The sequence below is a fragment of the Pseudomonas campi genome (assembly GCF_013200955.2).
In the GTDB taxonomy this organism is placed as follows: domain Bacteria; phylum Pseudomonadota; class Gammaproteobacteria; order Pseudomonadales; family Pseudomonadaceae; genus Aquipseudomonas; species Aquipseudomonas campi.
On sequence record NZ_CP053697.2, the window covers coordinates 3,629,553 to 3,653,932 of the forward strand.

Below are 24,380 nucleotides of genomic sequence, written 5' to 3' on the forward strand. Positions count from 1 at the left end.
TAATGAATAGAAAGCACTTTGGCTTCACATTGATCGAGATGATGATTGTGCTTGCTATCCTGGGCATCCTTGCAGCCATTGCCATACCCAGCTACCAGGGTTACCTGAGGAGGGCTGCCTGTGAAGACGCCAAAGCGACAATGGTTGGGGCAGCTAATTTGATGGAGCGCTTCAGAGCGCAAAACAATACATATGCGACTGCAACACAAGCAACATTAGGCGCATATGCGCAAAGTCCGGTGGACAGTAATAGCAAACAAACCGATATCGTAATTGTCAACCCGACCGCTACCGGCTATTCGCTGACAGCGACGCCAATAGCCACAGGCCGCCTGAATGGCCTTGGCACACTGACCTTGAGTTCGGCTGGCGTCCGGGGTGGGACTGGAGCGCTGGCCAATGCCTGGGGCAGTTGCTCTGGCATATAAATAACAACGGGGCCGAAAGGCCCCGTTTTCATTTGTGCAATTAAACGCTCTTGAGCCGCAGCTCCTTGGGCATCGAGAAGGTCACATTCTCCGGCCTGCCATCCAGCTCCTCCGCGCCGACGGCGCCCCAACTGCGCAGACGCTCGACTACGCCAAGCACCAGCACTTCAGGCGCCGAAGCACCGGCCGTGATGCCAATACGCTCAGCATTGGCAAACCACTCCGGCTTTAGATCCTCAGCGCCATCGATCAGATAGGCCGGAGTATCCAGCCGCTCTGCCAGTTCGCGCAGGCGGTTGGAGTTGGAGCTGTTCGGACTACCCACCACCAGCACCACATCGCACTCGCTAGCCAACTGTTTGACCGCATCCTGGCGGTTCTGCGTGGCGTAGCAGATGTCGTCCTTGCGCGGGCCGCCGATGCTCGGGTACTTGGCGCGCAGGGCGTCGATCACCTTGCTGGTGTCGTCCATGGACAGGGTGGTCTGGGTGACAAAAGCCAGGGACTCGGGATTGCGCACCTGCAACGCGGCCACATCCGCCTCGTCCTCGACCAGGTAGATGCTGCCGCCGTTGCGCTCGTCGTACTGGCCCATGGTGCCTTCGACTTCCGGGTGTCCTTCATGACCAATGAGGATGCATTCGCGGCCGTCGCGGCTGTAGCGCGCCACTTCCATATGCACCTTGGTCACCAGCGGGCAGGTCGCGTCGAACACCTTGAGGCCACGTGCCTCAGCCTCCTGACGCACGGCCTGGGAGACGCCGTGGGCGCTGAAGATGACGATGACGTTATCCGGCACCTGATCCAGCTCTTCGACGAAGATCGCGCCGCGCGCACGCAGGTCCTCGACCACGAACTTGTTGTGCACCACTTCGTGCCGTACATAGATCGGCGCGCCGAACACTTCCAGGGCACGGTTGACGATCTCGATGGCGCGGTCGACGCCGGCGCAGAAACCGCGGGGGTTGGCGAGTTTGATTTGCATGCTGGGAATCTCGGCGCACGAAGGAGGCGATGGGAAGAGTGTACGCCTCTCCCCGTGTAGCAGATCAGGCCGAGCGAACCTCGATGATTTCCACATCGAAACTCAGCGTCTTGCCCGACAGCGGATGATTGAAATCGATGGTCACCTGGCTGTCGTCGAAGGCCTTGACCACCCCCGGCAACTCGGCATTGGCGGCATCGTTGAAGATCACCAGCAAACCTTCAGACAACTCCATGTCAGCGAACTGCGAGCGCGGCATAACCTGCACGTTCTGCGGGTTGGGCTGACCGAAGGCATTTTCCGGCTCGATCTGCAGGCTGCGCTTGTCACCAGCCTTGAAGCCGAACAGCGCTGCCTCGAAACCCGGCAGCAGGTTGCCGTCACCGACCTTGAAGGTCGCCGGGCTCTTGTCGAAAGTACTGTCGACCACATCGCCATTGGCCAGCTTGAGGGCGAAATGCAGGGTGACTTCCTTGTCCGGGCCAATACGTTGCTCAGTCATGGGCAGGTTCTCCGGACTTCTTGCTCTTGAACATATCCAGCGCCAGCATTACCGCACCGACGGTAATGGCGCTGTCCGCCAGGTTGAAGGCGGGAAAACGGTAGCGGTCCTGCCAGTGCAGCAGGATGAAGTCGACCACGTGGCCGAGCACCATGCGGTCGTACAGGTTGCCCAGCGCGCCACCCAGCACCATCGCCAGGGCGATGGCCAACCAGGTTTCGTCGGCCTTCAGGCGCTTGAGCCAGACCACCAGCACAGCGCTAACGCCTAGCGCGATAGCGGCAAAGAACCAGCGCTGCCAGCCCGACTCGCCGGCCAGGAAGCTGAACGCCGCGCCACGGTTGTACACATGGACCCAGTCGAAGTACCCATCGAGCACCACCACGCGCTGGCCGTATTCGAGGAGCTGCAGCACGACCTGCTTGCTACCCTGATCCAGCACGAACACCAGCAGCGCCAACCACAACCAGGTCAAACGACCGAAACGACTGACGTCAGACATGCTTGCGCACCTCGCCTGCACCTTCGACGTTACTCACGCAGCGCTCGCACAGCTCCGGGTGGGCAGCATTGCTGCCAACGTCGGCGCGGAAGTGCCAGCAACGACCACACTTGGCGTGAGTCGACTTGACGATCTTCAGCTTGAGCCCCGCCACCTCAGTAACCACCGCATCGGCTGGCGCCTCGCTCAGCGGCGCAACGCTGGCGGCGGAGGTGATCAAAGCAAAGCGCAGCTCATCGCCGAGCTTGGCCAGAGACTGCTGCAAGGACTCATCACCGAATAGGGTGACTTCCGCCTGCAGATTGCCGCCAATGGCCTTGGCCGCGCGCAAGTTCTCCAGCTCCTTGTTAAGAGCGGCCCGGACCTCAGTGAATTGCTCCCAGTAGGCGCGATCCAGCTCGAAGCCTTCCGGCAGACGATTCAGGCCGTCGTACCAAGTGTTCAGCAGCACCGACTCGTTACGCTCGCCCGGCAGGAACTGCCAGATCTCGTCGGCGGTGAATGCCAGGATCGGCGCGATCCAGCGCACCAGCGCCTCGGCGATATGGAACAGCGCGGTCTGGCAGGAACGCCGGGCGATGCTGTCGGCCTGAGTGGTGTACTGGCGGTCCTTGATGATGTCGAGGTAGAAGCCGCCCAGCTCCTGTACGCAGAAGTTGTGCACCTTGGAGTAGACGTTCCAGAAACGGTACTCGCCGTAGGCCTCGATGATCTCTTCCTGCAGGCGCGCTGCGGCGTCCAGGGCCCAGCGATCCAGATCGAGCATCTGCTCGACCGGCAGCAGGTCCTTGGCCGGATCGAAGCCATTCAGGTTGGAAAGCAGGAAGCGCGTGGTGTTGCGGATACGCCGGTAGGCGTCGGCGCTGCGCTGCAGGATGACCTTGGACACGGCCATCTCGCCCGAGTAATCGGTCGAGGCGACCCACAGGCGCATGATGTCGGCGCCCAGACTGTCGTTGACCTCCTGCGGGGCGACCACGTTGCCGAGGGACTTGGACATCTTGCGGCCGTTCTCGTCGACCACGAAACCGTGGGTCAGCAGGGCCTTGTACGGCGCATGGCCGTCGATGGCGCAACCGGTCAGCAAGGACGAGTGGAACCAGCCGCGATGCTGGTCCGAGCCTTCCAGATAGAGGTCGGCGCGCGGTCCCTGCTCATGGCCCAGCGGGTGCGAGCCGCGCAGCACGTGCCAGTGGGTGGTGCCGGAGTCGAACCAGACGTCCAGGGTGTCGCTGATCTTGTCGTACTGCGCCGCCTCGGCGCCGAGCAGCTCGGCAGCGTCGAGCTTGAACCAGGCTTCGATGCCCTGCTCCTCGACACGCGCGGCCACCTGCTCCATCAGCTCGACGGTGCGCGGGTGCAGCTCACCGCTTTCCTTGTGCAGGAAGAACGGGATCGGCACGCCCCAGTTGCGCTGGCGCGAGATGCACCAGTCCGGGCGCCCGGCGATCATGCTGTGCAGGCGCGCCTGGCCCCAGGCCGGAACGAATTCGGTCTGCTCGATGGCCGACAGGGCACGCTCACGCAGGGTAGCGCCCTGCTCCGGCTGCTTGTCCATGCCGACGAACCACTGCGCCGTGGCGCGGTAGATCAGCGGGGTCTTGTGCCGCCAGCAGTGCATGTAGCTGTGCTGGATGGCTTCGTGCTTGAGCAGTGCGCCGACTTCGTCGAGCTTGGCGACGATGGCCGGGTTGGCCTTCCAGATGAACTGGCCGCCGAAGAACGGCAGGTCGCTGACATACACGCCGTTACTCTGCACCGGGCTGAGGATGTCGTCGTTGCTCATGCCGTATTGCTTGCACGAGCGGAAGTCGTCTTCGCCGTAAGCCGGGGCCGAGTGGACTATGCCGGTACCGGCGCCCAGCTCGACGTACTCGGCCAGGTAGACCGGGGCGAAACGCTCGTAGAACGGGTGACGGAAGCGGATGCTTTCCAGCGCGGCACCAGCCGCGGTGGCGATCACTTCGCCTTGCAGGCCGTAGCGGGCCAGGCAGCTTTCGACCAGTTCTTCGGCCAGCAGCAGCAGACGCTCACCGGTGTCGACCAGGGCGTAGGTGAATTCGGGGTGGACGTTGAGCGCCTGGTTGGCTGGGATGGTCCAGGGTGTGGTGGTCCAGATCACGATGCTGGCCGGCTTGCTCAAGTCGGTCAGGCTGAAGGCGGCAGCCAGTTTGGCGGCATCTTCGACGGCAAAAGCCACGTCGATGGCATCGGACTTCTTGTCCTGGTATTCGACTTCCGCTTCGGCCAGGGCCGAGCCGCAATCGAAGCACCAGTTCACCGGCTTGAGGCCCTTGAACACGAAGCCTTGCTTGACCATCTCGGCCAGGGCGCGGATTTCCCCGGCTTCGTTGGCGAAGGCCATGGTCTTGTACGGGTTGTCCCATTCGCCGAGCACGCCCAGACGGATGAAGTCGGCCTTCTGCCCTTCGATCTGCTCGCCGGCATAAGTGCGGCAGCGTTCGCGGGTCAGATCGGACGGCTGATTCTTGCCGAAGGTGGTTTCGACCTTGTGCTCGATCGGCAGGCCATGACAGTCCCAGCCCGGCACGTAGGGGGCGTCGAAGCCAGCCAGGGTCTTGGAACGGATGATCATGTCCTTGAGGATCTTGTTGACCGCGTGACCGATGTGGATGCTGCCGTTGGCATAGGGCGGGCCATCGTGCAGGACGAACTTCGGCCGGCCTTCGCCGAGCTGGCGCAGCTTCTGGTACAGGTCAATGCTGTCCCAGTGCGCCAGGGTTTGCGGCTCGCGCTGGGGCAGGCCGGCTTTCATCGGGAAGGCAGTATCCGGGAGGTTCAGCGTGGCTTTGTAGTCGGTCATCTCAGGCTCTTCGATCAGTCAAGCGGTTGGCCAAGCCAGTAGGCCCGGGCGGCGGCGACATCCGCGTCTATCGCCGTCTTCAGCGCCTCCAGGGAGGCAAATCGCTGCTCATCGCGCAGCTTGTGGTGGAACTGCACCGTCAGGCGCTGGCCGTATAGATCGCCAGCGAACTGCAGCAGATGCACTTCCAGGTGCGGGCTTCCATCGCCCGCTACCGTAGGCCGCTGGCCGATATTGGCCACGCCCTGAAAACTCTTGCCCTGACACTGCGCGCGCACCAGGAACACGCCCGTGAGCGGCGCTTTACGCCTTTTCAGCTGCACATTGGCGGTCGGACTGCCCAGCTGACGCGCCAGCTTCTGCCCATGCAGGACTCGTCCGGCCAGCGCATAGGGGCGTCCCAGCAGTCGCTCGACCAGCTCCAGCTCGCCCGCCTGCAGCGCCTGGCGCACGCGCGTGCTGCTGACCCGGTCGCCATCCAGCTCGACGGTCAATGCCGCCTCGACTGTGAAGCCTTGCTGCTCACCGGCCTGCACCAGAAAAGCGAAATCCCCGGAACGGTCGCAGCCGAAGCGGAAGTCATCGCCTACTTCCAGATGCTTGATGCGCAGCCCTTCCACCAATACCTGACGGACGAACTCGGCGGCCGACAGCTCACGCAGACGGCGATTGAAGGCCAGGCACAAGACCCGGTCGACGCCCTCGGCAGCCAGCAATTCGAGTTTCTCACGCAAGCGGGTCAGGCGTGCCGGCGCGGTATCCGGGGCGAAGTACTCCCGTGGCTGTGGTTCGAAGATCACCACGCAACTGGGCACGCCCAGCTCGATGGCACGCTCGCGCAGGCGCGCCAGGATGGCCTGGTGACCACGATGCACGCCATCGAAGTTGCCGATGGTGGCAACGCATCCCTGGGTCAGGGGTAGCAGATTGTGGAGACCTCGGACCAGCTGCATAGCGCGCTTCTTGCTTACAAAGTGGTCGATTATACGCACAGGCGGCAGCGGGCAACAGGCAGCACGTCCACCAGCCAGCCCTTACTGTGCCGCGCGCCGGGCAAAATCACGCAAACGGAAGCCCAGCAGCAGCAGCACGCCGAAATAGACCAGCCCGCCAACCGCCACCAACGCAACAAGGCGCAACAGACGCATGAGCATGCCGTCATCAGCCCAGGGCGGCATGAAGTGCATGACCAGCAGCAGCACCGCGACCATGCTCAACAGGGCCAGCAAAAGTTTGCCGAGGAACACCCACCAGCCGGCCTGCGGCTGATACAGCCCGCCTTTGCGCAATTGCCAATACAACAACCCGGCATTCAAACAGGCCGCCAGGCTGATCGACAGCGCCAGGCCGGCGTGCGCCAGGGGAATCACGAAGACGAACAGCACATTCATCAATTGCGTGGCCAGCAGACTGACAACGGCAATCTTTACTGGCGTCCTGATGTTCTGCTGGGCATAGAAGCCGGGCGCCAGGATTTTTATCAGCGTGATACCCAGCAGACCGACCGAGTAGGCGATCAGCGCCCGCTGCGTCATGTCGGCATCGCTGGCCGTGAACTTGCCGTACTGGAACAGCGAAACGGTCAGCGGCTCGGCCAGCACCGCCAGCGCCAGCGCAGCCGGCAGCACCAGCAGGAAACACAGGCGCAACCCCCAGTCGAGCAACTGCGAGTAATCCTCACGATTGGCGCTGGCGTAGGTTTTCGACAAGGCCGGCAACAGGATGGTGCCCAGGGCCACACCCAGCACCCCGGAAGGCAGCTCCATCAGGCGGTCGGCGTAGTACATCCAGGACACCGAGCCGGCGACCAGAAAAGACGCAAAGATCGTATTGATGATCAGCGAAATCTGGCTGACCGACACGCCGAAAATCGCCGGCCCCATCTGCTTGAGCACCCGCCACACGCCCGTATCGCGAAGGCTCAGGCGCGGCAGCACGAGCATGCCGATCTTCTTCAGGTGCGGCAGCTGATAGAGCAGTTGCAGCAGACCACCCACCAGCACAGCCCAGGCCAGCGCCATGATCGGCGGATCGAAATAGGGCGCGAGAAACAGCATGAAGAGGATCATGCTGACATTCAGCAAGGTCGGCACGAAGGCCGGCACCGAGAAGCGGTTCCAGGTGTTCAGTATCGCCCCGGCCAGCGACGACAGCGAGATCAGCAGGATGTAAGGAAAGGTCACCTGCAACAGATCGACCGTCAGCCCGAAGCGATCCACCTCATCGGCAAAGCCCGGCGCCGAAATCCACACGATCCAGGGCGCCGCCAGGATGCCGAGCAGGGTGACCAGCGCCAGCACCAGGGTCAGCAGACCCGAGACATAAGCGACAAAGGTTCGCGCCGCTTCGTCGCCCTGCTGGGTCTTGTACTCCGCCAGAATCGGCACGAAAGCCTGGGAAAATGCCCCCTCGGCAAATATCCGGCGCAGCAGGTTGGGCAGCTTGAACGCCACCACCCAGGCATCGGACGCCACCCCGGCACCGAATATCCGCGCGATCAGGGTATCGCGCACGAAGCCCAGCACGCGGGACAGCATGGTCAGTGAGCTGACAGCAGCCAGCGACTTGAGCAGATTCATGGGATACTTCGACTTCCGCTAACGGGCATAGCCAGGGTTTGCCCGCTGGCCTAGAAAGGCAACGAGTGTAACGGCCAGCCACTGGTCAGGCCAGCAGAGCAGAGTGCTAATACACTTGACAGATGCCGAACGCCTCGGCATGATTCGCGGCCTTATTTGTTGCTATCCCCCCAGATTTTTTCGAGGAGCTTGACGGTGGCCAATACACCTTCTGCCAAAAAACGCGCCAAACAGGCTGAGAAGCGTCGTAGCCATAACGCCAGCCTGCGCTCCATGGTTCGTACCTACATCAAGAACGTGGTCAAGGCTATCGACGCCAAAGACCTGGAAAAAGCGCAAACCGCTTACGTTCTGGCTGTGCCTGTAATCGACCGCATGGCCGACAAAGGCATCATCCACAAGAACAAAGCAGCTCGTCACAAGAGCCGCCTGAACGGTCACATCAAGGCAATGGCTACCGCCGCCTAAGATGTACCGCTCCTAAAAAACCGGCTTCGGCCGGTTTTTTATTGCCCGCTATTTACTGGACATAAAAAACCGGAGCCCAGCTCCGGTTGTTTTTATCCGATTACTGCCCCGCCCAGGGCAGGATCGGAATGGCGGTGACCGCGTTCTGCGGACTGCCCTCGATGATGCGGTCGCTATACACCAGGTAAACCAGGGTATTGCGCTTCTCGTCGAAGAAACGCACCACCTGCATGGTCTTGAACACCAGCGAAGTGCGCTCCTTGAACACCTCCTCGCCATCCTCGAGCTTGCCGGAGAAGCGGATAGCTCCGACCTGACGGCAAGCGATGGACGCCTCAGCCCGATCCTCGGCCAAGCCCAGACCACCCTTTACGCCACCAGTCTTGGCCCGCGACAGGTAGCAGGTCACGCCCTCCACCTTCGGATCATCGAAGGCCTCGACCACGATCTTGTCGTTCGGCCCGACCCACTTGAACACCGTGGAGACCTCACCAATCTCCTCCGCACTCACCAGCAACGGCAGCGCCAACAGGCACCCTAGCAATCCTTTAACGGTACGCATTGGCAATCTCCTCAAACCAGAATCAGATTATCCCGATGCACCAGCTCGGGCTCATCGACATAACCCAGTAATTTCTCGATGGCATCCGACGGCTGCCCGACAATCTTCTGCGCCTCCAGGGCGCTGTAGTTGGCCAGGCCACGGGCAATCTCGCGACCATCCGGACCGACGCACACCACCATCTCGCCACGACGGAAGCTGCCTTGCACTTCCTTGACCCCGACCGGCAACAGGCTTTTGCGATCCTGCAACAGCGCCTTGACCGCCCCCGCATCCAGCACCAGGGTGCCACGGGTCTGCAGATGCCCAGCCAACCACTGCTTGCGCGCCGCCAACAGGCCACGCTCGGGCGCCAGCAAGGTACCAAGACGCTCGCCCGCCTTGAGCCGATCGAGCACGCGCTCGATACGCCCACCGACAATCACCGTATAAGCCCCGGAACGCGCCGCCAGACGCGCCGCACGCAGCTTGGTCTGCATGCCGCCGCGCCCCAACGCACCACCGGTGCCGCCCGCCACCGCATCCAGCGACGGATCATCGGCACGCGCCTCGAAAATCAGCTGAGCATCGGGATTGTGCCGCGGGTCGGCATCGAACATGCCGTCGCGATCGGTAAGGATCACCAGCAGATCGGCCTCGACCAGGTTGGCCACCAGCGCCGCCAGGGTGTCGTTGTCCCCAAAACGGATCTCGTCGGTGACAACGGTATCGTTCTCGTTGATCACCGGGATGGTGCCGAGCTCGACCAGGGTGCGCAGGGTGCTGCGCGCATTCAGGTAGCGCTTGCGATCCGACAAGTCGTCATGAGTCAGCAGCACCTGCGCCGTGTGCTTGCCATGCTCGGCAAAGCTGGACTCCCAGGCCTGCACCAGCCCCATTTGCCCCACCGCTGCAGCAGCCTGCAATTCATGGATGGCACTCGGGCGCGACGCCCAGCCCAGGCGGCTCATGCCCGCGGCGACAGCCCCGGAGGACACCAGCACCAGCTCGACGCCCACCTCGCGCAGCGCCACCATCTGCTCGACCCACACCGCCATGGCCGCACGATCCAGGCCACGCCCGTCCGCCGTCAGCAGTGCACTACCGATCTTCACCACCCAGCGCTGGGCGCCAGTCACCTTGTCCCGCATGTCGTCAAATCCTACTGGCCAGTCAGCACAACGCCGCTATCTAGCGGCGCTGTACGATACCTCAATCGCGAACGTAGATGATCTCCGGACCATCTTCGTCATCTTCAAAGTCATCATCCCAGACATCGTCATCGCTGATGTCATCGACACTTTTCAGCCCCGCCTTGCGCAGCGCACGCTTGTCGTCCAACGCCTGCAGACGGGCACGCGCCTCGCCCTCGATACGCCGATCCAGCTCAGCCAGCGCTTCGGCATAGGCCGGCTCCTCGACCTTGCGCAGCTCGCGCTCGTCGAGATAGCGCATGATCGCCTGACTCAGCGCCTCGGTGCCTTCGCTCTCCAGGGCGGAGATGACAAAGACCGGGCCATCCCAGTCCAGATGATCGACCACCGCACGCATGCGCTCTTCGCGCTCGTCGTCGAGCAGCTGATCGGCCTTGTTCAGCACCAGCCAGCGATCGCGATCGGCCAGAGCCGGGCTGAATTTCTCCAGCTCATGAATAATCACCGCGGCCGCCTCGGCCGGATCGCTCTGATCCAGCGGCGCCATGTCGACCAGATGCAGCAACAGACGGGTCCGCGCCAGGTGCTTGAGGAAGCGAATCCCCAGCCCCGCACCCTCGGAAGCCCCTTCGATCAGGCCCGGGATATCGGCGACCACGAAGCTCTTGTAGCGCCCGACACTGACCACACCCAGGTTAGGCACCAGGGTGGTGAAGGGATAATCCGCCACCTTCGGCTTGGCCGCCGACACCGAGCGAATAAACGTACTCTTGCCAGCGTTCGGCAGACCCAGCAAACCGACATCGGCCAGCACCTTCAGCTCCAGCTTGAGGTCGCGCGACTCGCCCGGCTTGCCCGGCGTGGTCTGGCGCGGCGCGCGGTTGGTGCTGGACTTGAAGCGGGTGTTGCCCAGCCCGTGCCAACCACCCTGCGCCACCATCAGGCGCTGACCCGGCTTGGTCAGGTCGCCAATGATCTCCTGGGTACTGGCATCGATCACCGTGGTGCCGACCGGCACGGGCAGGATCAGATCCTCACCCTTGGCGCCGGTACATTCGGTGCTGCCGCCCTTCTCGCCATTGCGCGCATTGAAACGGCGCGTGTAGCGATAGTCGACCAGGGTATTCAGGTTCGGATCGGCCTCCATGAAGATGGAGCCGCCATCACCGCCATCGCCGCCGTTGGGGCCACCCTTCTCGATGAACTTCTCACGACGAAAGCTCATCATGCCGTTACCGCCGTCGCCGGCTTTTACAAAAATCGAAACTTCATCGACGAATTTCATGGGTACGCCTCCCGTCTCGGCGACGGGCTAATGGAACACGGGATACAGGATATACAGAAACAAAAAAGCCCCGTCGCGAGACAGGGCTTTTTCAGCAAGCGCGGGCTTAGGCGGCCACGACACTCACGTAACGACGACCGAAGGCGCCTTTAACTTCGAACTTGACCACGCCGTCAACTTTAGCGAACAGGGTGTGGTCTTTGCCCATGCCAACGCCGTAGCCAGCGTGGAATTGGGTGCCGCGCTGACGCACGATGATGTTGCCGGCTTTGATAGCCTGGCTGCCATACATCTTCACGCCAAGGCGTTTGCTTTCTGAGTCGCGGCCGTTACGAGTACTACCGCCAGCTTTTTTGTGTGCCATGAGTCAAATACTCCAGACTGGGATCAGGCTTGGATGCCAGTGATCTTGATTTCGGTGAACCACTGACGGTGGCCCTGACGCTTCATGTGGTGCTTACGACGGCGGAACTTGATGATGGTCACTTTGTCATGACGGCCTTGAGCGGTCACTTCAGCAACAACCTTCGCACCTTCTACTACCGGGGCGCCGATTTTGACGTCATCACCGTTGCCGATCAGCAGAACGCGGTCGAAAGTCACGGATTCGCCAGTGGCGATTTCCAGCTTTTCGATCTTGAGGAATTCACCTTCGGCGACTTTGTACTGCTTGCCACCGGTAACAATTACTGCGTACATGGATATCTCTCCGTTAAACCTGCTCACCCGACTCTTTATAGGAAGAGTTATTGGCCGGCATGGCTGCTTGGGTCAGTGTCAAACCCTAGCAATTGCGTAAGGCAGGGAGTGCCCAAAGAAGTTAGGGGCCGCGATTGTACGGAAAGCCCGATGGCGAGGCAAGCCCCGCCAGCACTTGCCTTGACAGCCCCTACCCCGCCCCCTAGCATGCCGCGCAGCCCGCTAGCGCCCGGTTCGGCATAGCTTTTGCCCGTCATCCTTGCGGTGACCTACACCGGCACAATTTCCAGGAGCCCCCGTCAACGATGCAACCCCAGGCCTTCTACAGCGTGGTGGCGGACGATTTCGCCGCCGTCGACGGGATCATCCGCCGCCAGCTGGTATCGCGCGTGCCCCTGGTGGAAAAGATCGGCGACTACATCATCTCCGCCGGCGGCAAGCGCCTGCGCCCGCTGCTGGTGCTGCTCAGCGGCAAGGCCCTGGGTTATCAGGCCGACGATCTGCGCCTGCTGGCCGCGACCATCGAATTCCTGCACACCGCCACCCTGCTGCATGACGACGTGGTCGACATGTCCGGCATGCGCCGCGGCCGCGCCACCGCCAATGCGCAGTGGGGCAACGCGCCGAGCGTGCTGGTCGGCGACTTCCTTTATTCGCGCTCGTTCGAAATGATGGTCGAGCTCGGCTGCATGCCGGTGATGAAGATCCTCTCGCGCGCCACCCGGGTGATCGCCGAAGGCGAAGTGCTGCAGCTGTCGAAGATCCGTGATGCCAGCACCACGGAAGAGACCTACATGGAAGTCATCCGCGGCAAGACCGCCATGCTCTTCGAGGCCTCGACCCACAGCGCCGCCGCCCTGGCCGGTGCCAGCCAGGCGCAGAGCGAGGCCCTGAGCCGCTTTGGCGACCACCTTGGCATCGCCTTCCAGCTGGTCGACGACCTGCTCGACTACCAGGGTGATGCCGCCACCCTGGGCAAGAACGTCGGCGACGACCTGGCCGAAGGCAAGCCGACTCTGCCGCTGATCTACACCATGCGCGAAGGCTCTGCCGAACAGGCCAGCCTGGTGCGTACGGCGATCCAGAAAGGCGGTCTCGACGACCTGGAAAGCATTCGCGCCGCCGTCGAAGCCTCCGGCGCCCTGGCCTACACCGCCCAGCTCGCCCGCGAGCATGCCGACCAGGCGATTGCCTGCCTCGACGACCTACCAGATAACGAATACCGGACCGCCCTGATCGAGCTGTGCCGCTTCGCCGTAGCCCGCACCCACTAACGGGCAAGCGCAGTAAAAAAGCCCGTCCACGTGACGGGCTTTTTATTGGGCGACAAAAGGCTGCAATTGAGACTTGCTATTATTTGAATAGGAATTATTCTCATCCGATGTTTCGCGACAAGGAGATGAGCCATGACCTATTTGATCGATGCCTGGCTGGATCGCCCGCATCCTTACCTGCGTATTCTCAATCGGGAGACCGGGGCGGTTTGTGCGGTGCTGGAAGAGGAAGCCATCGGCGAACTGCGCGACCAGGGTGATCTGGACCTGAGCAGCCTCAACTCCAACGAACCGCTGGTGCTCAAGGAGCTGGTCCGCAGCCTGTTCCTGTTCTGTTACGCCCGGGCATTGCGACCACATGAGGAACTGCATTGAGCAACAGACTGGCACAAGGACGCGCCAGGCAGATGGCTGACCACCGCGCAGGTTAGTCATGCCGCAGGAGCAACGGCGCCCCTGCTGATGCCCGGCCGGTCAGGACGACCAGCCGGGCATCGCTTTTACCGATCATTGACCCTGAACCTGTTGCGGATCTTTTGAGCTAAAGCCAGGCAAGGCGCAATTGGGCGAGGACGCGGAGTTTACGAGGTGTAAATGAGCAGGTCCGAGCCCAATTGCAACGCAGCATGGCCGACGATCAAGAGATCCGAGATAGGTTCTTACAGGATCTCGAGCAGCTCGACGTCAAACACCAGCACGCTGTGCGGCGGGATGTTGCCAACGGCCTGACCGCCGTAGGCCAACTCGCTCGGCACGTGCAGGCGCCACTTGCTGCCGGTATTCATCAACTGCAGGGCCTCGATCCAGCCGGCGATCACGCCGCCTACCGGGAACTCAGCCGGCTCGCCACGCTCGTAGGAGCTGTCGAATACGGTGCCGTCGGTCAGGGTGCCATGGTAGTGGGTGCGCACATGGTCTTCGCGGGATGGCTTGGCGCCCTCGCCGGCGACCAGCACTTCGTACTGCAGGCCAGATTCCAGCACGGTCACGCCATCACGCTTGGCGTTCTCGACCAGGTAGGCACGCCCGGCGCCGGCAGCCGCTTCGGCTTTGGCGGCAGCTTCGGCCTGCATGATTTCGCGGATCACCCGGAAGCTGGCATTCAGTTCTTCCGAGGAGACCTGGCTTGGCTGGCCATCGAAGGCGTCACGCAGACCGGCAATCACCGCATTCAGGCTCACGCCCGGCGGCGGGTTGTCGCGCAGCTGGTCACCCAGCTGACGGCCGATGCCGTAGCTAACGCGGCCTTCGTCGGTGGACAGATCGTTGGACAGATTGACTTCGGACATGGCCGAGCTCCACTAGCGGACAAAAAAGGGCGGCCAGCCTAGCACAGGCCGCTATTCATGGCCCGCCCCCGGCGACTCGATTTCGTCGGCAACGCTCGGAGCAGTAACGCACCTCAGCCCAACAACGGCTCCACTTCTTGCGCCAGTTGAAGGGTAAGCCGCACACCGCACAGTGCTTCACCGGCAATGCGGCCTTCTTCACAGCACTTCCCCCGCATCCAGCTGCGCCAGCAACTGCTCGCCGCGCTGCCATAACGCCTGCTGCTTGGCCTCGGGCATGCGTTCGAGGTTCTTGTAGACCATGCCCAGGCGCTGGTTGCCGCCCAACTGTTCGCGATGACGCATCAGGAAGTGCCAGTACAGGGCGTTGAACGGACACGCCTGCTCGCCGGTACTTTCCGTCACCTTGTAGGCACAGCTGCCGCAGTAATCGGACATCCGCTTGATGTACTGGCCACTGGCGCAATAGGGCTTGGAGCCCAGATAGCCCCCGTCGGCATGCATGACCATGCCCAGGGTATTGGGCAACTCGACCCAGTCGAAGGCATCCATGTAGACCGCCAGGTACCAGTCGCAGACCTGCTGCGGAGCGATGCCCGCGAGCAAGGCGAAGTTGCCGGTCACCATCAGCCGCTGGATATGGTGGGCATAGGCATGCTCCAGAGTCTGGCCAATGGCCTGGCTCATGCACTTCATTCGGGTCTGGCCGGTCCAGTAGAACTCCGGCAGTGGCCGAGTGTTGCCGAAGGCATTGCGCTGGGCATAGCCAGGCATGTGTAGCCAGTAGATGCCCCGCACATATTCGCGCCAGCCGATCAGCTGGCGAATGAACCCTTCCGCGGCATTCAGGGGCACGCGCCCCGACCAATAGGCAGACTCGACATCCGCACAGAGGCGACGCAGATCGAGCAGGCCGATATTCAGTGCCGCACTGATGCGCGCGTGGAACAGAAAGGGCTCGCCCGCAGCCATCGCATCCTGATAGTCGCCAAAAGCCGGCAGGGCGAAATCGAGAAAGTGCAACCACAGCGCCTCGGCTTCGGCATGGGTTACCGGGTAATCGAAGCGCTCCAGGCTGCCGTAGTGATGGCCGAAGCGCAGCGCCACCAGCTCCAGCACCTCGCAGGTGATCGGATCCCGCGCAAAGTGCGCCACCATGGGCGCCTTGAGCCGCTTTGGCAGCGCCTTGCGGTTCTCCGCATCGAAACTCCACGCACCGCCCACCGGGCTACCATCGCCATTCAGCAGCCAACCACCCTTACGGCGCATCTCGCGGTAGAAGTACTCCATGCGCAGCTGCTTCTTGCCCCTGGCCCAGTCGGCGAACTCGCCTCGACCACAGAGAAAGCGCACGTCCGCATGCCACACCAGCGGCAGGCCGCTGTCACGCAGCGACTGCTCCAGCCGCCAATCGCCACATTCAGTGACATGCACCTCGACAGATTGCAGCTGCGTCGCCCAACGGCGCAGCTCAGCCGCGATCGAGCCGCTGTTGCCCGGATCATCCAGGCGCACGTAATGCACGCACCAGCCGAGCTCGCGCAACGCCTCGGCGAAGTGACGCATGGCACTGAAGATCAGCGCGATTTTCTGTGGGTGATGGGCAACATGACTGGCCTCCTCCATCACCTCGGCCAGCAGCACGGCATCTTGCGCCGGGTCCAACGCCGCCAGGCAAGCCAGGTCGAAGGACAGTTGATCGCCCAGCACCAGAGCGAGACGCGGACCACTCACCAGGCGTTGTTCATCGAGATCGGTACCCGCAGCGGCTCGCTGGCGGCAGGCGGCATGCCGCACATCTCGTCATGCACCTCGGCGTGCACCAGATGGAAAGGCAACCGCGGCAGCTCGCGCAAAACTTCGCGGGCATGCTCCACGGAGCGCAGGTGCAGGGTCTTGCCGTGCTCGTCCTTGACCGGCAGCGATTGGCCATCCATGCGCACTTCCAGCACATAGATGCCGCCTTCCAGGGAAATCAGATTGAGCTCATCGATATGCCCGGCGTGGGCATGGGCTAGCAGGTCGTGCAAATTCATGGGGTTCACCTCGCCGGCAAAGCTATACAAAAATATGTACAAATACAATTCTTGTACAGCTACGCACTAACGCAAGGCAGAAACGAAACCGCCCGTCCGTTATGCAACGGCCGGGCGGCGATTGACGCGCAAGCAGTGGATCAGTGGACGTGCTTGGTCAGCTTGTCCAGATAGCCCATGGCGAAGGCCGACACCACAAAGGCCATATGGATGATCACGTACCACTTCAAATAGATGGGCTCGATGTTCTCGGCATTCATGAACACCTTGAGCAGGTGAATCGAGGAAATCGCCACGATGGAGGCGGCCACCTTCATCTTCAGCGAGCCGGAGTCCATCTTGCCCAACCAGCTGAGCTTCTCCTTGCCGTCGTCGATGTCCAGCTGGGAGACGAAGTTCTCGTAGCCGGAAATCATCACCATCACCAGCAGGCCGCCGACCAGGGCCATGTCGATCAGTGACAGGATCACCAGAATCAGATCGGCCTCAGCCATGGAAAACACGTTGGGGATAATGTGGAAAACTTCCTGAAAGAACTTCAGCGCCAAAACCAGCAGCCCCAGCGACAGGCCAAAATAGATGGGGGCCAACAGCCAGCGCGACGCGTACATCGCGTTCTCGATAAAGCGTTCCATGAGCTCTCACCAAGTCAGAAAATCCGGCCGCGAGTATACCCAGCCGACCCTGCCGGACAAAGGCGCTAAAGCGTTGCAGGGTTTATCCCCGGTTGCTGTGGATAACCTTGTGCGCAAGGTTGGGGTGGATGGCTGCAGGCCAGCCCATATGCCACCTGGCGTACATTGGGCAAAAAGCGTGCAGCTGGGTGCTCAGCTTTCCGGACGGAACTGGTAATCGCCGACATGAGGGCAATGCTCGCCATTCAAACGGCGCAGTTCGGCTTGCAGGTGCAGGCGCCAGATATGCGGTTCCGTGCACTCGACATAGCCTTGCACTGCCAGGCACTGGGCAATCGAGTCAAGCACTGCTTCGGCCACGAAAGGCCCGTGAAATGGGCCCTGCGCCTTGATCGCGGAAGGTTGGGCGCCCGACATTCCGGCCGCACAGAGCAACGTCCACAAGCCACGCTCACCGGCCAGCGGACGAATCACGCACTCGATACGGGTGGTTAGGCCCAACCACTGACGGGTGAGGCAGAGGCTGCGCGGCATGGCGGCGATCCTCGCAAGGTCTGGCTTTCAGCCTACACCCCGCCCCACGCTCGGGAAAGGTAAAAGTTATCCCCGCGCACTGTGGATAACTCTGTGGATGGAGCGGGGGAAAGCAGCCCCGAACAGCGCGCGCCGTGGCCGCCGCCAGACTGGTCAGTGACTGACCAGTTGTCGGCAGGCCGCTGGGAGCTGTTGCCGTTTCGTGCACAGCCCGCCAGGTCATTCCTTGGGCTTTTTCGCTGCCGTTTTGGCCTTGGCCTTGGTTTCCCTGGGCTTGGCCTCTTCCACCGGTTTTTCCTCTTCTTCCATGCCCATCTCGGCGATGCTGCGCAGGCGCTCGACCACCCGGGCATTGACGCTGCCGGCGGGGAACTGGCCCTGCTCGTCTGGGCTGCCAGCCGCCTCGCCAACCAGCAGGCTGAGCGCCTCGTCGACCTGGCGCACGGCATAGACGTGGAACATACCGCTGCGCACGGCCTGCAGCACCCGCTCATCGAGCATCAGGGTGGTCACGTTGGAGTGCGGGATGATCACCCCCTGCTCGCCGGTCAGGCCGCGGGCCTCGCACAGGCGGAAGAAGCCTTCGATCTTCTCGTTGACCCCACCGACCGCCTGCACCTCGCCGAACTGGTTGATCGAACCGGTGATGGCGAAGCACTGTTTGAGCGGCGTGCGCGACAGGGCGGAGATCAGCGTGCACACCTCGCCCAGCGAGGCGCTGTCGCCGTCGACATAGCCGTAGGACTGTTCCAGGGCGATGCTCGCGGAGATTTCCAGGGGGAATTCCTGGGCGTAGCGACTGCCTAGGTAACCCGTGAGGATCATCACCCCCTTGGAGTGGATCGGCTGGCCGAGATTGACCTCGCGCTCGATGTCGACGATGCCGCTGCCGCCCGGATAGACCGTGGCGGAGATGCGCGCCGGCACCCCGAAGGCCGAGTCGCCGACTTCCAGCACGGTCAGGCCATTGCACTTGCCCACGGCGGCGCCGGCGGTGTCGATCAGGATGATGCCGGCCAGCATGTCGTCGATGATCCGCGCCGAGACCCGCCCGGTACGGGTGGCCTTGGCCTTCAGCGCGCGCTCGATATGGCCGGCGTCGGTTACCGCATCTCCGGCCAGATTACGGATGAAGTCCGCCTCGCTGACCAGCTGGAACAAGTCGCCGATCCGCGCCGACAGGCGCCCCTGGTGTTCGGCCAGGCGCGCGCTGTAGGTCGCCAGGCGCGCCACGGCGGCGGCGCTGAGTGGCGCCATACCCTCTTCCGAGGTGCGGGTCTTCATCAGCTGGGCAAACTGCTCCAGGCTGTCGTCGGCCAGCGGGATATCCTCGTCGAAGTCGACCAGCACGCGGAACATCTCCTGGAAGTCCGGATCGAGGTCCTGCAGGGTGTAGTACAGCTGGCGCGAGCCGATGATCACCACCTTGAGGTGCAGCGGGATCACTTGCGGCGTCAGGGTCACGGTGGCGATGCGGCCGAGGTCGCCGAGTGGCGACTCCATCTTCAGCTGGCGCGATTGCAGGGCGCGCTTGAGCGCATCCCAGACGAACGGCTCGCCGAGCATTTTCTCCGCTTCGAGAATCAGGAAACCGCCGTTGGCGCGGTGCAAGGCGCCCGGACGCAGCTGCCGGTAGCTGGTGTAGAGCGCGCCCTGGTCGGTGCTGTATTCGATGCGGCCGAACAGGTTGTCGTAGGTCGGGTGCGACTCGAACACCACCGGCGCGCCGCCGTCGGCGTGATGGTCGACCACCAGGCTCGGGGAATAATGTTCTTCGAGCACTTCCCGGCGCTGGCCGTCGGGTTTCTCGTCGACCAGTTGATCGACCACGGTCTTCAGCAGGTTGACCTGCACCGCCTGCAGGTAGGCGCAGACCCCGGCGTTTTCCGCGTACTGCTCCGACAGCGGCGCCAGCAGCGGCTGCAGGGCCAGGGTGATGGTTTCCTCGTTGAGCTGGCGCAGCTGGTTGCTCAGCTCGCGCTTCCACTGCGGCAGACCGGTCAGCTCTTCATTCAGGCGTTCTTCCAGGGCCGCGATATCGGTATGGAAGCGTTCGCGCTCGGCTTCCGGCAGTTGAGCGAACTCGGCTTCGTCGAGCGCCTTGCCGTCCTTCATCGGGGTGAAGGCGATATTGCTGCTGTCGCGGTACAGCGCCACGTCCTTTTCCAGGGCCAGGCGCTCGACCACGTCCAGGGCCTTGTCGTAGCGCTGGTTGAACACCCGGTCGATGGCGCTCTTCTTCTGCTGGTAGGTCGGCGTCTCGAACACCGCCGGGAAGGTCGACAGCAGGTTGTCGAGCAGGTGGCCGATGTCGCTGATAAAGGTACCCGCCGTGCCCGGCGGCAGCTCCAGCGCACGCGGCTCGCGCGGCTCGTCGAAGTGGTTGACGTAGACCCGGTCGACCGGGGTGGCCAGGCGCTTGCCCTCGGCCTTGAGGTAGCGTTTGACGAAGGAGAAGCGCCCCGTGCCCGGCTCGCCCATGACGAACACGTTGTAGCCAGGGCGCGGCATCGCCACGCCGAACTGCAGGGCCTCGACCGCGCGCTCCTGGCCGAGCACGCCGCGGAAGAATTCCAGATCGTCGGTGGTGGTGAAGTTGAACTGTTCGGGAGCGAAGGGGCGGGTCAGGTCATCAGGCGCCAGGTGCAGGCCAGCAGCGAAGGATTCGGGCATCGGAAGTCCTTATCGGGCGGTGCTATACCGCGGAAAGTTGGACTCATTCTGGCGCCGCCCCGACGCTGCTGGCAAGGCATCAAGTTGGCGGTTTTTCCGCACAAGCCAGGCAGCACTCGGCAGTCGGTAACACAGCCAGGCGCGCCGGATTGATCGGTTCGCCACAACGCTGGCAGTCACCATAGCGCCCTTCGTCGAGACGCTGGCGCGCCAGACCAACCTGGCGCAAACCGGCCTCGGCCTCGGCGAGCAGGGCCTCCAGCACTTCATCGTTCTGCCGCTCCTGGGCCTGCTCGGCAAAATCCGCCTGATGAGGCAGGCCGAGATCCCGGCGAATCGAGTTGGCGCGCTTGCTGTACTCAGCAAACAGTTGATCCAGGGCGGCGCGCGGGTCGAAAGTGCTCATGACAGACTCCATGGTAGTTTTCTCCAGTGTGGCCACTTCTGTCGGGCTTGCACTGACACCCGTCAAATGCCGCCCTACTGGTTTTAGAGGCTATTGATAGTCGTCAACTCCAGTGTCATCTCAGCGCGTCAGGCTAGCGCTGAAACCTGGCGTTGCCCGCACAGCTCACTATGCTTGCAGCAATATCGCTTCGAGCTTTTCAAGCCAAGGCAGCAAGGCCCTCAGGAATCACGATTACATAACCACTCTCAGGAGCCCTACATGACCAAATGCTTTGCTACACCCCTGCTAGCCGCCAGCCTGCTGCTTTCCGGCTGCGCCAGCACGCTGGTGGAGCCCACCCAGTACTCGGGTTTTCTGCAGGACTACAGTCGCCTGAGCGAGCAGACCAGCCCGAGCGGAGTCAAGGTGGCGCGCTGGGTCGATCCGAATCTGGACATCAGCCGCTATACCCAGGTGTATATCGAGCCCAGCCAGTTCCATCCGCGCCCGCAGCCTAACTCGCGCATCCCGCAGGCCACCCTGAACGACGTCACCAGCTACTACGACCAGGCCCTGAGGCGCGAACTGAGCAAGGTCATCAGCATCGCCGATTCGCCAAGCAGCAGCGCGCTGGTCATTCGCCCGGCCATCACCGCCGTGTCGGCCGAAACCGAAGGCCTGCAACCCTATGAAGTAATCCCGATTGCCCTGGTACTGGCCGCCGCGACAACCGCCGCCGGCCAGCGTGACCAGCAAGTGGAAATCGCCACCGAAGCCTCCTTCGTCGACGGAGGCAGCAGCAAGGTGGTTGCCGAAGTAGTACGCAAGGGCGCAGGCACCAACCTGGAAAACAGCAAGCAGGTGCTCAGCGCCAACGATGTGAAGCCGGTCATTGATGGCTGGGCCAGCGACATGCGCCTGTCTCTCGAACAGCTGCGCGCCAAACGCTGAAACGCACTCCGCTCATTCTGAAAGTGGGCGGAGCCCTAAACAACGGCAAGGAGAACCACCATGCGCCTTAAAACCGCACGCTACCTAACCATCCTGGGCCTGCTCTGCAGCCCGCTGGCCATGGCCACCAGCTTCGTGGTCACTACCGACACCACGATTGAGTCGATTGGCGGCACCAGCGACGCCACGTCATCGTCGTTCAAGGATGACAAGATCATCCTGCAGGCACAGGACGACGCGGCCAGTTTCGTGGCCAGCCAGGGCGAAATACGCGGCGCCTTCCTGGAAACCGCTCTCAGCCATGCCCGCGCCCACTACCCGACTGGAGACGCTAGCGACATGCAACTGGCGCAAGCCATGCTGGCGCGCTGAAAGCGACACGCCGACAAAGCAAAAGGCCTCGTAGCCGGATATGCCAGACACGGCATAACTGACTACGGGGCCTTTGCACTTAGTGGAACGGGAAGAAGTAGTTCATCCAGGACGACATGCGCAGCAGAATCTTGCGCATCACCGCCACATGGTGGAAGTGCTTGGTATAGAGCGCAGCCTGCCCATAAGAGCCGCCCGGCATCAGGTCGCGGTAAGGCTCGAAGGCCGGATCGATCACCTCCAGCACCACCGGCACCCGGCCGGCGGGTGGCGATCCGGTGAAACCTATCAGGTTGCCCGAGGGCTGCACCTGGCCTTCGGCAATCACCGGCAGCACCATTTTCACCCGCGCCTTGAACACCTGCCCCGGCAGGCCGTCGAAAGCGATCTCGGCGTCATCGCCCATGCTCAGGCGCAACTGGCTGTTCTGCCGCATCCAGGCCACATAGGAGTAATCCTCATGGGGCACGAAGATCATCGCCGGGCGTAGCGGCATCTTCACCGCGTAGATCCCGGGACGCAGCGTCACCTGAGTGACATAGCCGCGCGAGGGCGCACGCACGACGGTATTGTCCAAGTCGAACTGGGCAATATTGAGTTGCGCCTGCAGATCATCGACCCGCGCCGTGGTCACATCGACGTCGCGCCGATTACCCAGGTTGCGTTTGGCCAGCTCGCGGGCGCGGAACTGATCCGCACGAGCCGAGACCAGTTGCGCCTTGAGCGACTTCACCCGGTTGTCGAACGGTGTCGGATCGATGCGAAACAGCACCTCACCCTTTTCCATGATCCGATTGCCTTGCACCGGCACCTCGATCACCTGGCCGCTGACTGCCGGCACGATCGGCGTACTGACGAAGTAGCTGCGTGACACCTCGGAATAGGGATGGTTGTAGTTCATCAGGAAGATCAGGCTGCCGATCAGCACGATGCCACCGAGCATGGCCGTCGGCACGGTCCACTTGTTCAGCGGAATTTTGAAGACCTTGAAGATGACGACGCAGATGGCGGTGTAAGTCAGGATCAGTAATAAATCCATGGCTCAACCCTCCTGCGGCGGCGTGGCTGCAGCCGGTGCCGCGGGGGCTTCGACCACGCTCGGCACGGCACTGCTGACGAGCGCATCGAGGCGCTGCTGCAGCTCGCCAACCTGCTGTTCCAGCGCCTGCAAACGCGGGCTTTGCCCGGACTCCCCCGTGGAAAAACCCCAGCCGCGATCTTCCCGGTACAAGGTTGCCCAGATCCACAGGAACGGCCAGATCACATGCAAGGTGAACAGGCTGACCCAGCCCGCCACCAGAATCGCATCCTGCTGCGGATGCTTGCGGTGTACGGCTATCTCGTAAGGAATGTCATGAATCACGATCACCCCATAGAACAGCACGATGCCGACGAAAATCAGAATCCCCAGAGCCGCGTAGTCCAGCATCTCCCTGCCCCCAGTTATTAGCACGCTTACACGCGCCTGAGGCTAGCAGCCCAGCCGCCGCACGGCGAGCAATACAGGTGGCAGCCACAGAGTCGACATGACGCAAGTCAACCCAAGCTCCAATAGATTTCCGAGCGCTTGCTAGTTAGAAATTGCGCACTACATTTCAAGGGGGAAGGGACGCCCGTACCAATAAGCAGCGCCCCGCCGAGACACCAATATCAGACCGTTCTGCAAGGCCATGGGGGCTAGCATGTTCAAACCAGGTCATCTTCACCGCACCACGCCACTCAACATGCCGCACATGCCGAAGTTCGAGATCGACGTGTTCTACGAGGTCCGCCGCGATGCGGTCGAAGGCATGCTGATGCACTTCAAGGTGACAGGCACCATCGAAGGCCGCGAGTTCTGCGAAGAGTTCGACATGCACCGCGATACCGCCTTCAACTTTGCCAGCCTGATCACCAAGGCAGTGGTCAAACACGGCTTGTCACCCAACTCCAGCCCAATCATGCGCGGACATGCCGAATACGACGCCATGTTCAAGGACATCCGCGAGCAGCTGGGGGCGAAGCCGGGTGAACCGGTCGACTTTGATCACCTCGAGAAAGATGGCCTGTGAGCTTGCAGTAGCGCTCGATTGACCAGCACATCCGAGATGCACTGGCTCTCAGCACGTCGCCACAGCAGCCTTCAAAGAGGACAGATGGATTTGAACAACGCGCCACGCTGCACAGCGCTCGGCAATCTGCACTGCATGGCCGGAGCACACGGTCATACGTTGGTCATCAGCACCACTGCCTAATAAAAAACGCTGCCAATACAGCCAGGA

General features: G+C 62.2%; 28 protein-coding genes. 7 read left to right on the forward strand and 21 right to left on the reverse strand.

The annotated features are described in order from the left end of the window. The first annotated feature begins 2 nt into the window (after positions 1-2). Positions 3-428: a type IV pilin protein gene (locus HNE05_RS16820; protein WP_173209460.1), complete on the forward strand. Its 426-nt coding sequence runs from the start codon at positions 3-5 to the stop codon at positions 426-428. A gap of 40 nt (positions 429-468) precedes the next feature. Here the strand turns inward: HNE05_RS16820 and ispH are convergent, their stop codons facing one another. The 6 genes from ispH to murJ form a co-directional block, all read right to left on the reverse strand. Further along, complete coding sequence (gene ispH, locus HNE05_RS16825) at positions 469-1,413, reverse strand: 4-hydroxy-3-methylbut-2-enyl diphosphate reductase (protein WP_173209462.1); 945 nt, start codon at positions 1,411-1,413, stop codon at positions 469-471. Positions 1,414-1,477: 64 nt separating this feature from the next. Then, positions 1,478-1,915, reverse strand: coding sequence for an FKBP-type peptidyl-prolyl cis-trans isomerase (gene fkpB / locus HNE05_RS16830; protein ID WP_173209464.1), 438 nt, complete (start codon positions 1,913-1,915; stop codon positions 1,478-1,480). Next, positions 1,908-2,417 (reverse strand): signal peptidase II, encoded by a 510-nt coding sequence (lspA, locus tag HNE05_RS16835; RefSeq protein ID WP_173209466.1) that lies wholly within the window; start codon positions 2,415-2,417, stop codon positions 1,908-1,910. Before lspA ends, fkpB begins: the two co-directional genes overlap by 8 nt. Then, complete coding sequence (ileS, locus tag HNE05_RS16840; RefSeq protein ID WP_173209468.1) at positions 2,410-5,241, reverse strand: isoleucine--tRNA ligase; 2,832 nt, start codon at positions 5,239-5,241, stop codon at positions 2,410-2,412. Before ileS ends, lspA begins: the two co-directional genes overlap by 8 nt. A 14-nt stretch (positions 5,242-5,255) precedes the next feature. Beyond that, positions 5,256-6,194, reverse strand: coding sequence for a bifunctional riboflavin kinase/FAD synthetase (gene ribF, locus HNE05_RS16845; protein WP_173209469.1), 939 nt, complete (start codon positions 6,192-6,194; stop codon positions 5,256-5,258). An 81-nt stretch (positions 6,195-6,275) separates the two neighbouring features. After that, complete coding sequence (gene murJ / locus HNE05_RS16850; RefSeq protein ID WP_173209471.1) at positions 6,276-7,820, reverse strand: murein biosynthesis integral membrane protein MurJ; 1,545 nt, start codon at positions 7,818-7,820, stop codon at positions 6,276-6,278. A gap of 195 nt (positions 7,821-8,015) precedes the next feature. On the opposite strand from murJ, the gene rpsT reads away from it, so the two are divergent. After that, positions 8,016-8,288, forward strand: a complete 273-nt coding sequence (gene rpsT / locus HNE05_RS16855) for a 30S ribosomal protein S20 (protein WP_173209473.1) — start codon at positions 8,016-8,018, stop codon at positions 8,286-8,288. A 100-nt stretch (positions 8,289-8,388) separates the two neighbouring features. Here rpsT and HNE05_RS16860 read toward each other — a convergent pair whose 3' ends face one another. From HNE05_RS16860 to rplU, 5 genes are all read right to left on the reverse strand, one after another. After that, a complete protein-coding gene (locus tag HNE05_RS16860) occupies positions 8,389-8,850 on the reverse strand; it encodes a CreA family protein (protein ID WP_173209475.1) in 462 nt (153 codons plus the stop codon). Between the two features lie 11 nt (positions 8,851-8,861). Further along, complete coding sequence (gene proB, locus HNE05_RS16865; protein ID WP_173209477.1) at positions 8,862-9,980, reverse strand: glutamate 5-kinase; 1,119 nt, start codon at positions 9,978-9,980, stop codon at positions 8,862-8,864. A gap of 61 nt (positions 9,981-10,041) precedes the next feature. Then, positions 10,042-11,268: an Obg family GTPase CgtA gene (cgtA, locus tag HNE05_RS16870; protein ID WP_173209479.1), complete on the reverse strand. Its 1,227-nt coding sequence runs from the start codon at positions 11,266-11,268 to the stop codon at positions 10,042-10,044. Between the two features lie 106 nt (positions 11,269-11,374). Further along, complete coding sequence (rpmA, locus tag HNE05_RS16875) at positions 11,375-11,632, reverse strand: 50S ribosomal protein L27 (protein ID WP_160488875.1); 258 nt, start codon at positions 11,630-11,632, stop codon at positions 11,375-11,377. Between the two features lie 23 nt (positions 11,633-11,655). Further along, entirely contained in the window at positions 11,656-11,967 is a 312-nt protein-coding gene (rplU, locus tag HNE05_RS16880) for a 50S ribosomal protein L21 (protein ID WP_173209481.1), read from the reverse strand. A gap of 305 nt (positions 11,968-12,272) precedes the next feature. Between rplU and HNE05_RS16885 the strand changes: the two genes are divergently transcribed. After that, positions 12,273-13,241, forward strand: a complete 969-nt coding sequence (locus HNE05_RS16885) for a polyprenyl synthetase family protein (protein WP_173209483.1) — start codon at positions 12,273-12,275, stop codon at positions 13,239-13,241. 132 nt (positions 13,242-13,373) lie between these two features. Continuing rightward, a complete protein-coding gene (locus tag HNE05_RS16890; RefSeq protein ID WP_173209485.1) occupies positions 13,374-13,616 on the forward strand; it encodes a PA4570 family protein in 243 nt (80 codons plus the stop codon). Positions 13,617-13,900: 284 nt separating this feature from the next. Here the strand turns inward: HNE05_RS16890 and HNE05_RS16895 are convergent, their stop codons facing one another. The 8 genes from HNE05_RS16895 to HNE05_RS16930 all read right to left on the reverse strand — a co-directional run bounded on the left by HNE05_RS16895 (position 13,901) and on the right by HNE05_RS16930 (position 20,814). Next, positions 13,901-14,530: a BamJ family beta-barrel-assembly machinery protein gene (locus HNE05_RS16895; protein ID WP_173209487.1), complete on the reverse strand. Its 630-nt coding sequence runs from the start codon at positions 14,528-14,530 to the stop codon at positions 13,901-13,903. Between the two features lie 55 nt (positions 14,531-14,585). Beyond that, positions 14,586-14,732: a DUF2256 domain-containing protein gene (locus tag HNE05_RS16900; protein WP_173209489.1), complete on the reverse strand. Its 147-nt coding sequence runs from the start codon at positions 14,730-14,732 to the stop codon at positions 14,586-14,588. Then, complete coding sequence (locus HNE05_RS16905; protein WP_173211717.1) at positions 14,729-16,267, reverse strand: cryptochrome/photolyase family protein; 1,539 nt, start codon at positions 16,265-16,267, stop codon at positions 14,729-14,731. The genes HNE05_RS16900 and HNE05_RS16905 overlap by 4 nt, the downstream gene beginning before the upstream one ends. Continuing rightward, complete coding sequence (locus HNE05_RS16910) at positions 16,261-16,566, reverse strand: DUF6482 family protein (protein ID WP_173209491.1); 306 nt, start codon at positions 16,564-16,566, stop codon at positions 16,261-16,263. The genes HNE05_RS16905 and HNE05_RS16910 overlap by 7 nt, the downstream gene beginning before the upstream one ends. A 140-nt stretch (positions 16,567-16,706) precedes the next feature. Beyond that, the gene (locus HNE05_RS16915; RefSeq protein WP_173209493.1) at positions 16,707-17,201 is read right to left on the reverse strand and encodes a TIGR00645 family protein; all 495 of its coding nucleotides are present in this window, start codon (positions 17,199-17,201) and stop codon (positions 16,707-16,709) included. Positions 17,202-17,393: 192 nt separating this feature from the next. Further along, positions 17,394-17,735, reverse strand: coding sequence for a PA4575 family protein (locus HNE05_RS16920; protein ID WP_173209495.1), 342 nt, complete (start codon positions 17,733-17,735; stop codon positions 17,394-17,396). Between the two features lie 219 nt (positions 17,736-17,954). Next, positions 17,955-20,408, reverse strand: coding sequence for a Lon protease family protein (locus tag HNE05_RS16925; RefSeq protein WP_173209497.1), 2,454 nt, complete (start codon positions 20,406-20,408; stop codon positions 17,955-17,957). A gap of 79 nt (positions 20,409-20,487) precedes the next feature. Next, a complete protein-coding gene (locus tag HNE05_RS16930) occupies positions 20,488-20,814 on the reverse strand; it encodes a TraR/DksA family transcriptional regulator (RefSeq protein WP_173209498.1) in 327 nt (108 codons plus the stop codon). A 261-nt stretch (positions 20,815-21,075) separates the two neighbouring features. Between HNE05_RS16930 and HNE05_RS16935 the strand changes: the two genes are divergently transcribed. Further along, positions 21,076-21,747 (forward strand): DUF3313 domain-containing protein, encoded by a 672-nt coding sequence (locus tag HNE05_RS16935; protein ID WP_173209500.1) that lies wholly within the window; start codon positions 21,076-21,078, stop codon positions 21,745-21,747. Positions 21,748-21,807: 60 nt separating this feature from the next. After that, the gene (locus HNE05_RS16940) at positions 21,808-22,119 is read left to right on the forward strand and encodes a DUF2388 domain-containing protein (RefSeq protein ID WP_173209502.1); all 312 of its coding nucleotides are present in this window, start codon (positions 21,808-21,810) and stop codon (positions 22,117-22,119) included. 79 nt (positions 22,120-22,198) lie between these two features. On the opposite strand, the gene HNE05_RS16945 is transcribed toward HNE05_RS16940, so the two are convergent. Both HNE05_RS16945 and HNE05_RS16950 read right to left on the reverse strand, forming a co-directional pair. Continuing rightward, on the reverse strand, positions 22,199-23,158 hold the full coding sequence (locus HNE05_RS16945) for an HlyD family secretion protein (protein ID WP_173209504.1): 960 nt from the start codon (positions 23,156-23,158) through the stop codon (positions 22,199-22,201). A gap of 3 nt (positions 23,159-23,161) precedes the next feature. Beyond that, entirely contained in the window at positions 23,162-23,548 is a 387-nt protein-coding gene (locus HNE05_RS16950; RefSeq protein WP_173209506.1) for a DUF3302 domain-containing protein, read from the reverse strand. A 253-nt stretch (positions 23,549-23,801) separates the two neighbouring features. On the opposite strand from HNE05_RS16950, the gene HNE05_RS16955 reads away from it, so the two are divergent. After that, complete coding sequence (locus HNE05_RS16955) at positions 23,802-24,170, forward strand: DUF5064 family protein (RefSeq protein ID WP_173209508.1); 369 nt, start codon at positions 23,802-23,804, stop codon at positions 24,168-24,170. Positions 24,171-24,380 lie beyond the last annotated feature (210 nt).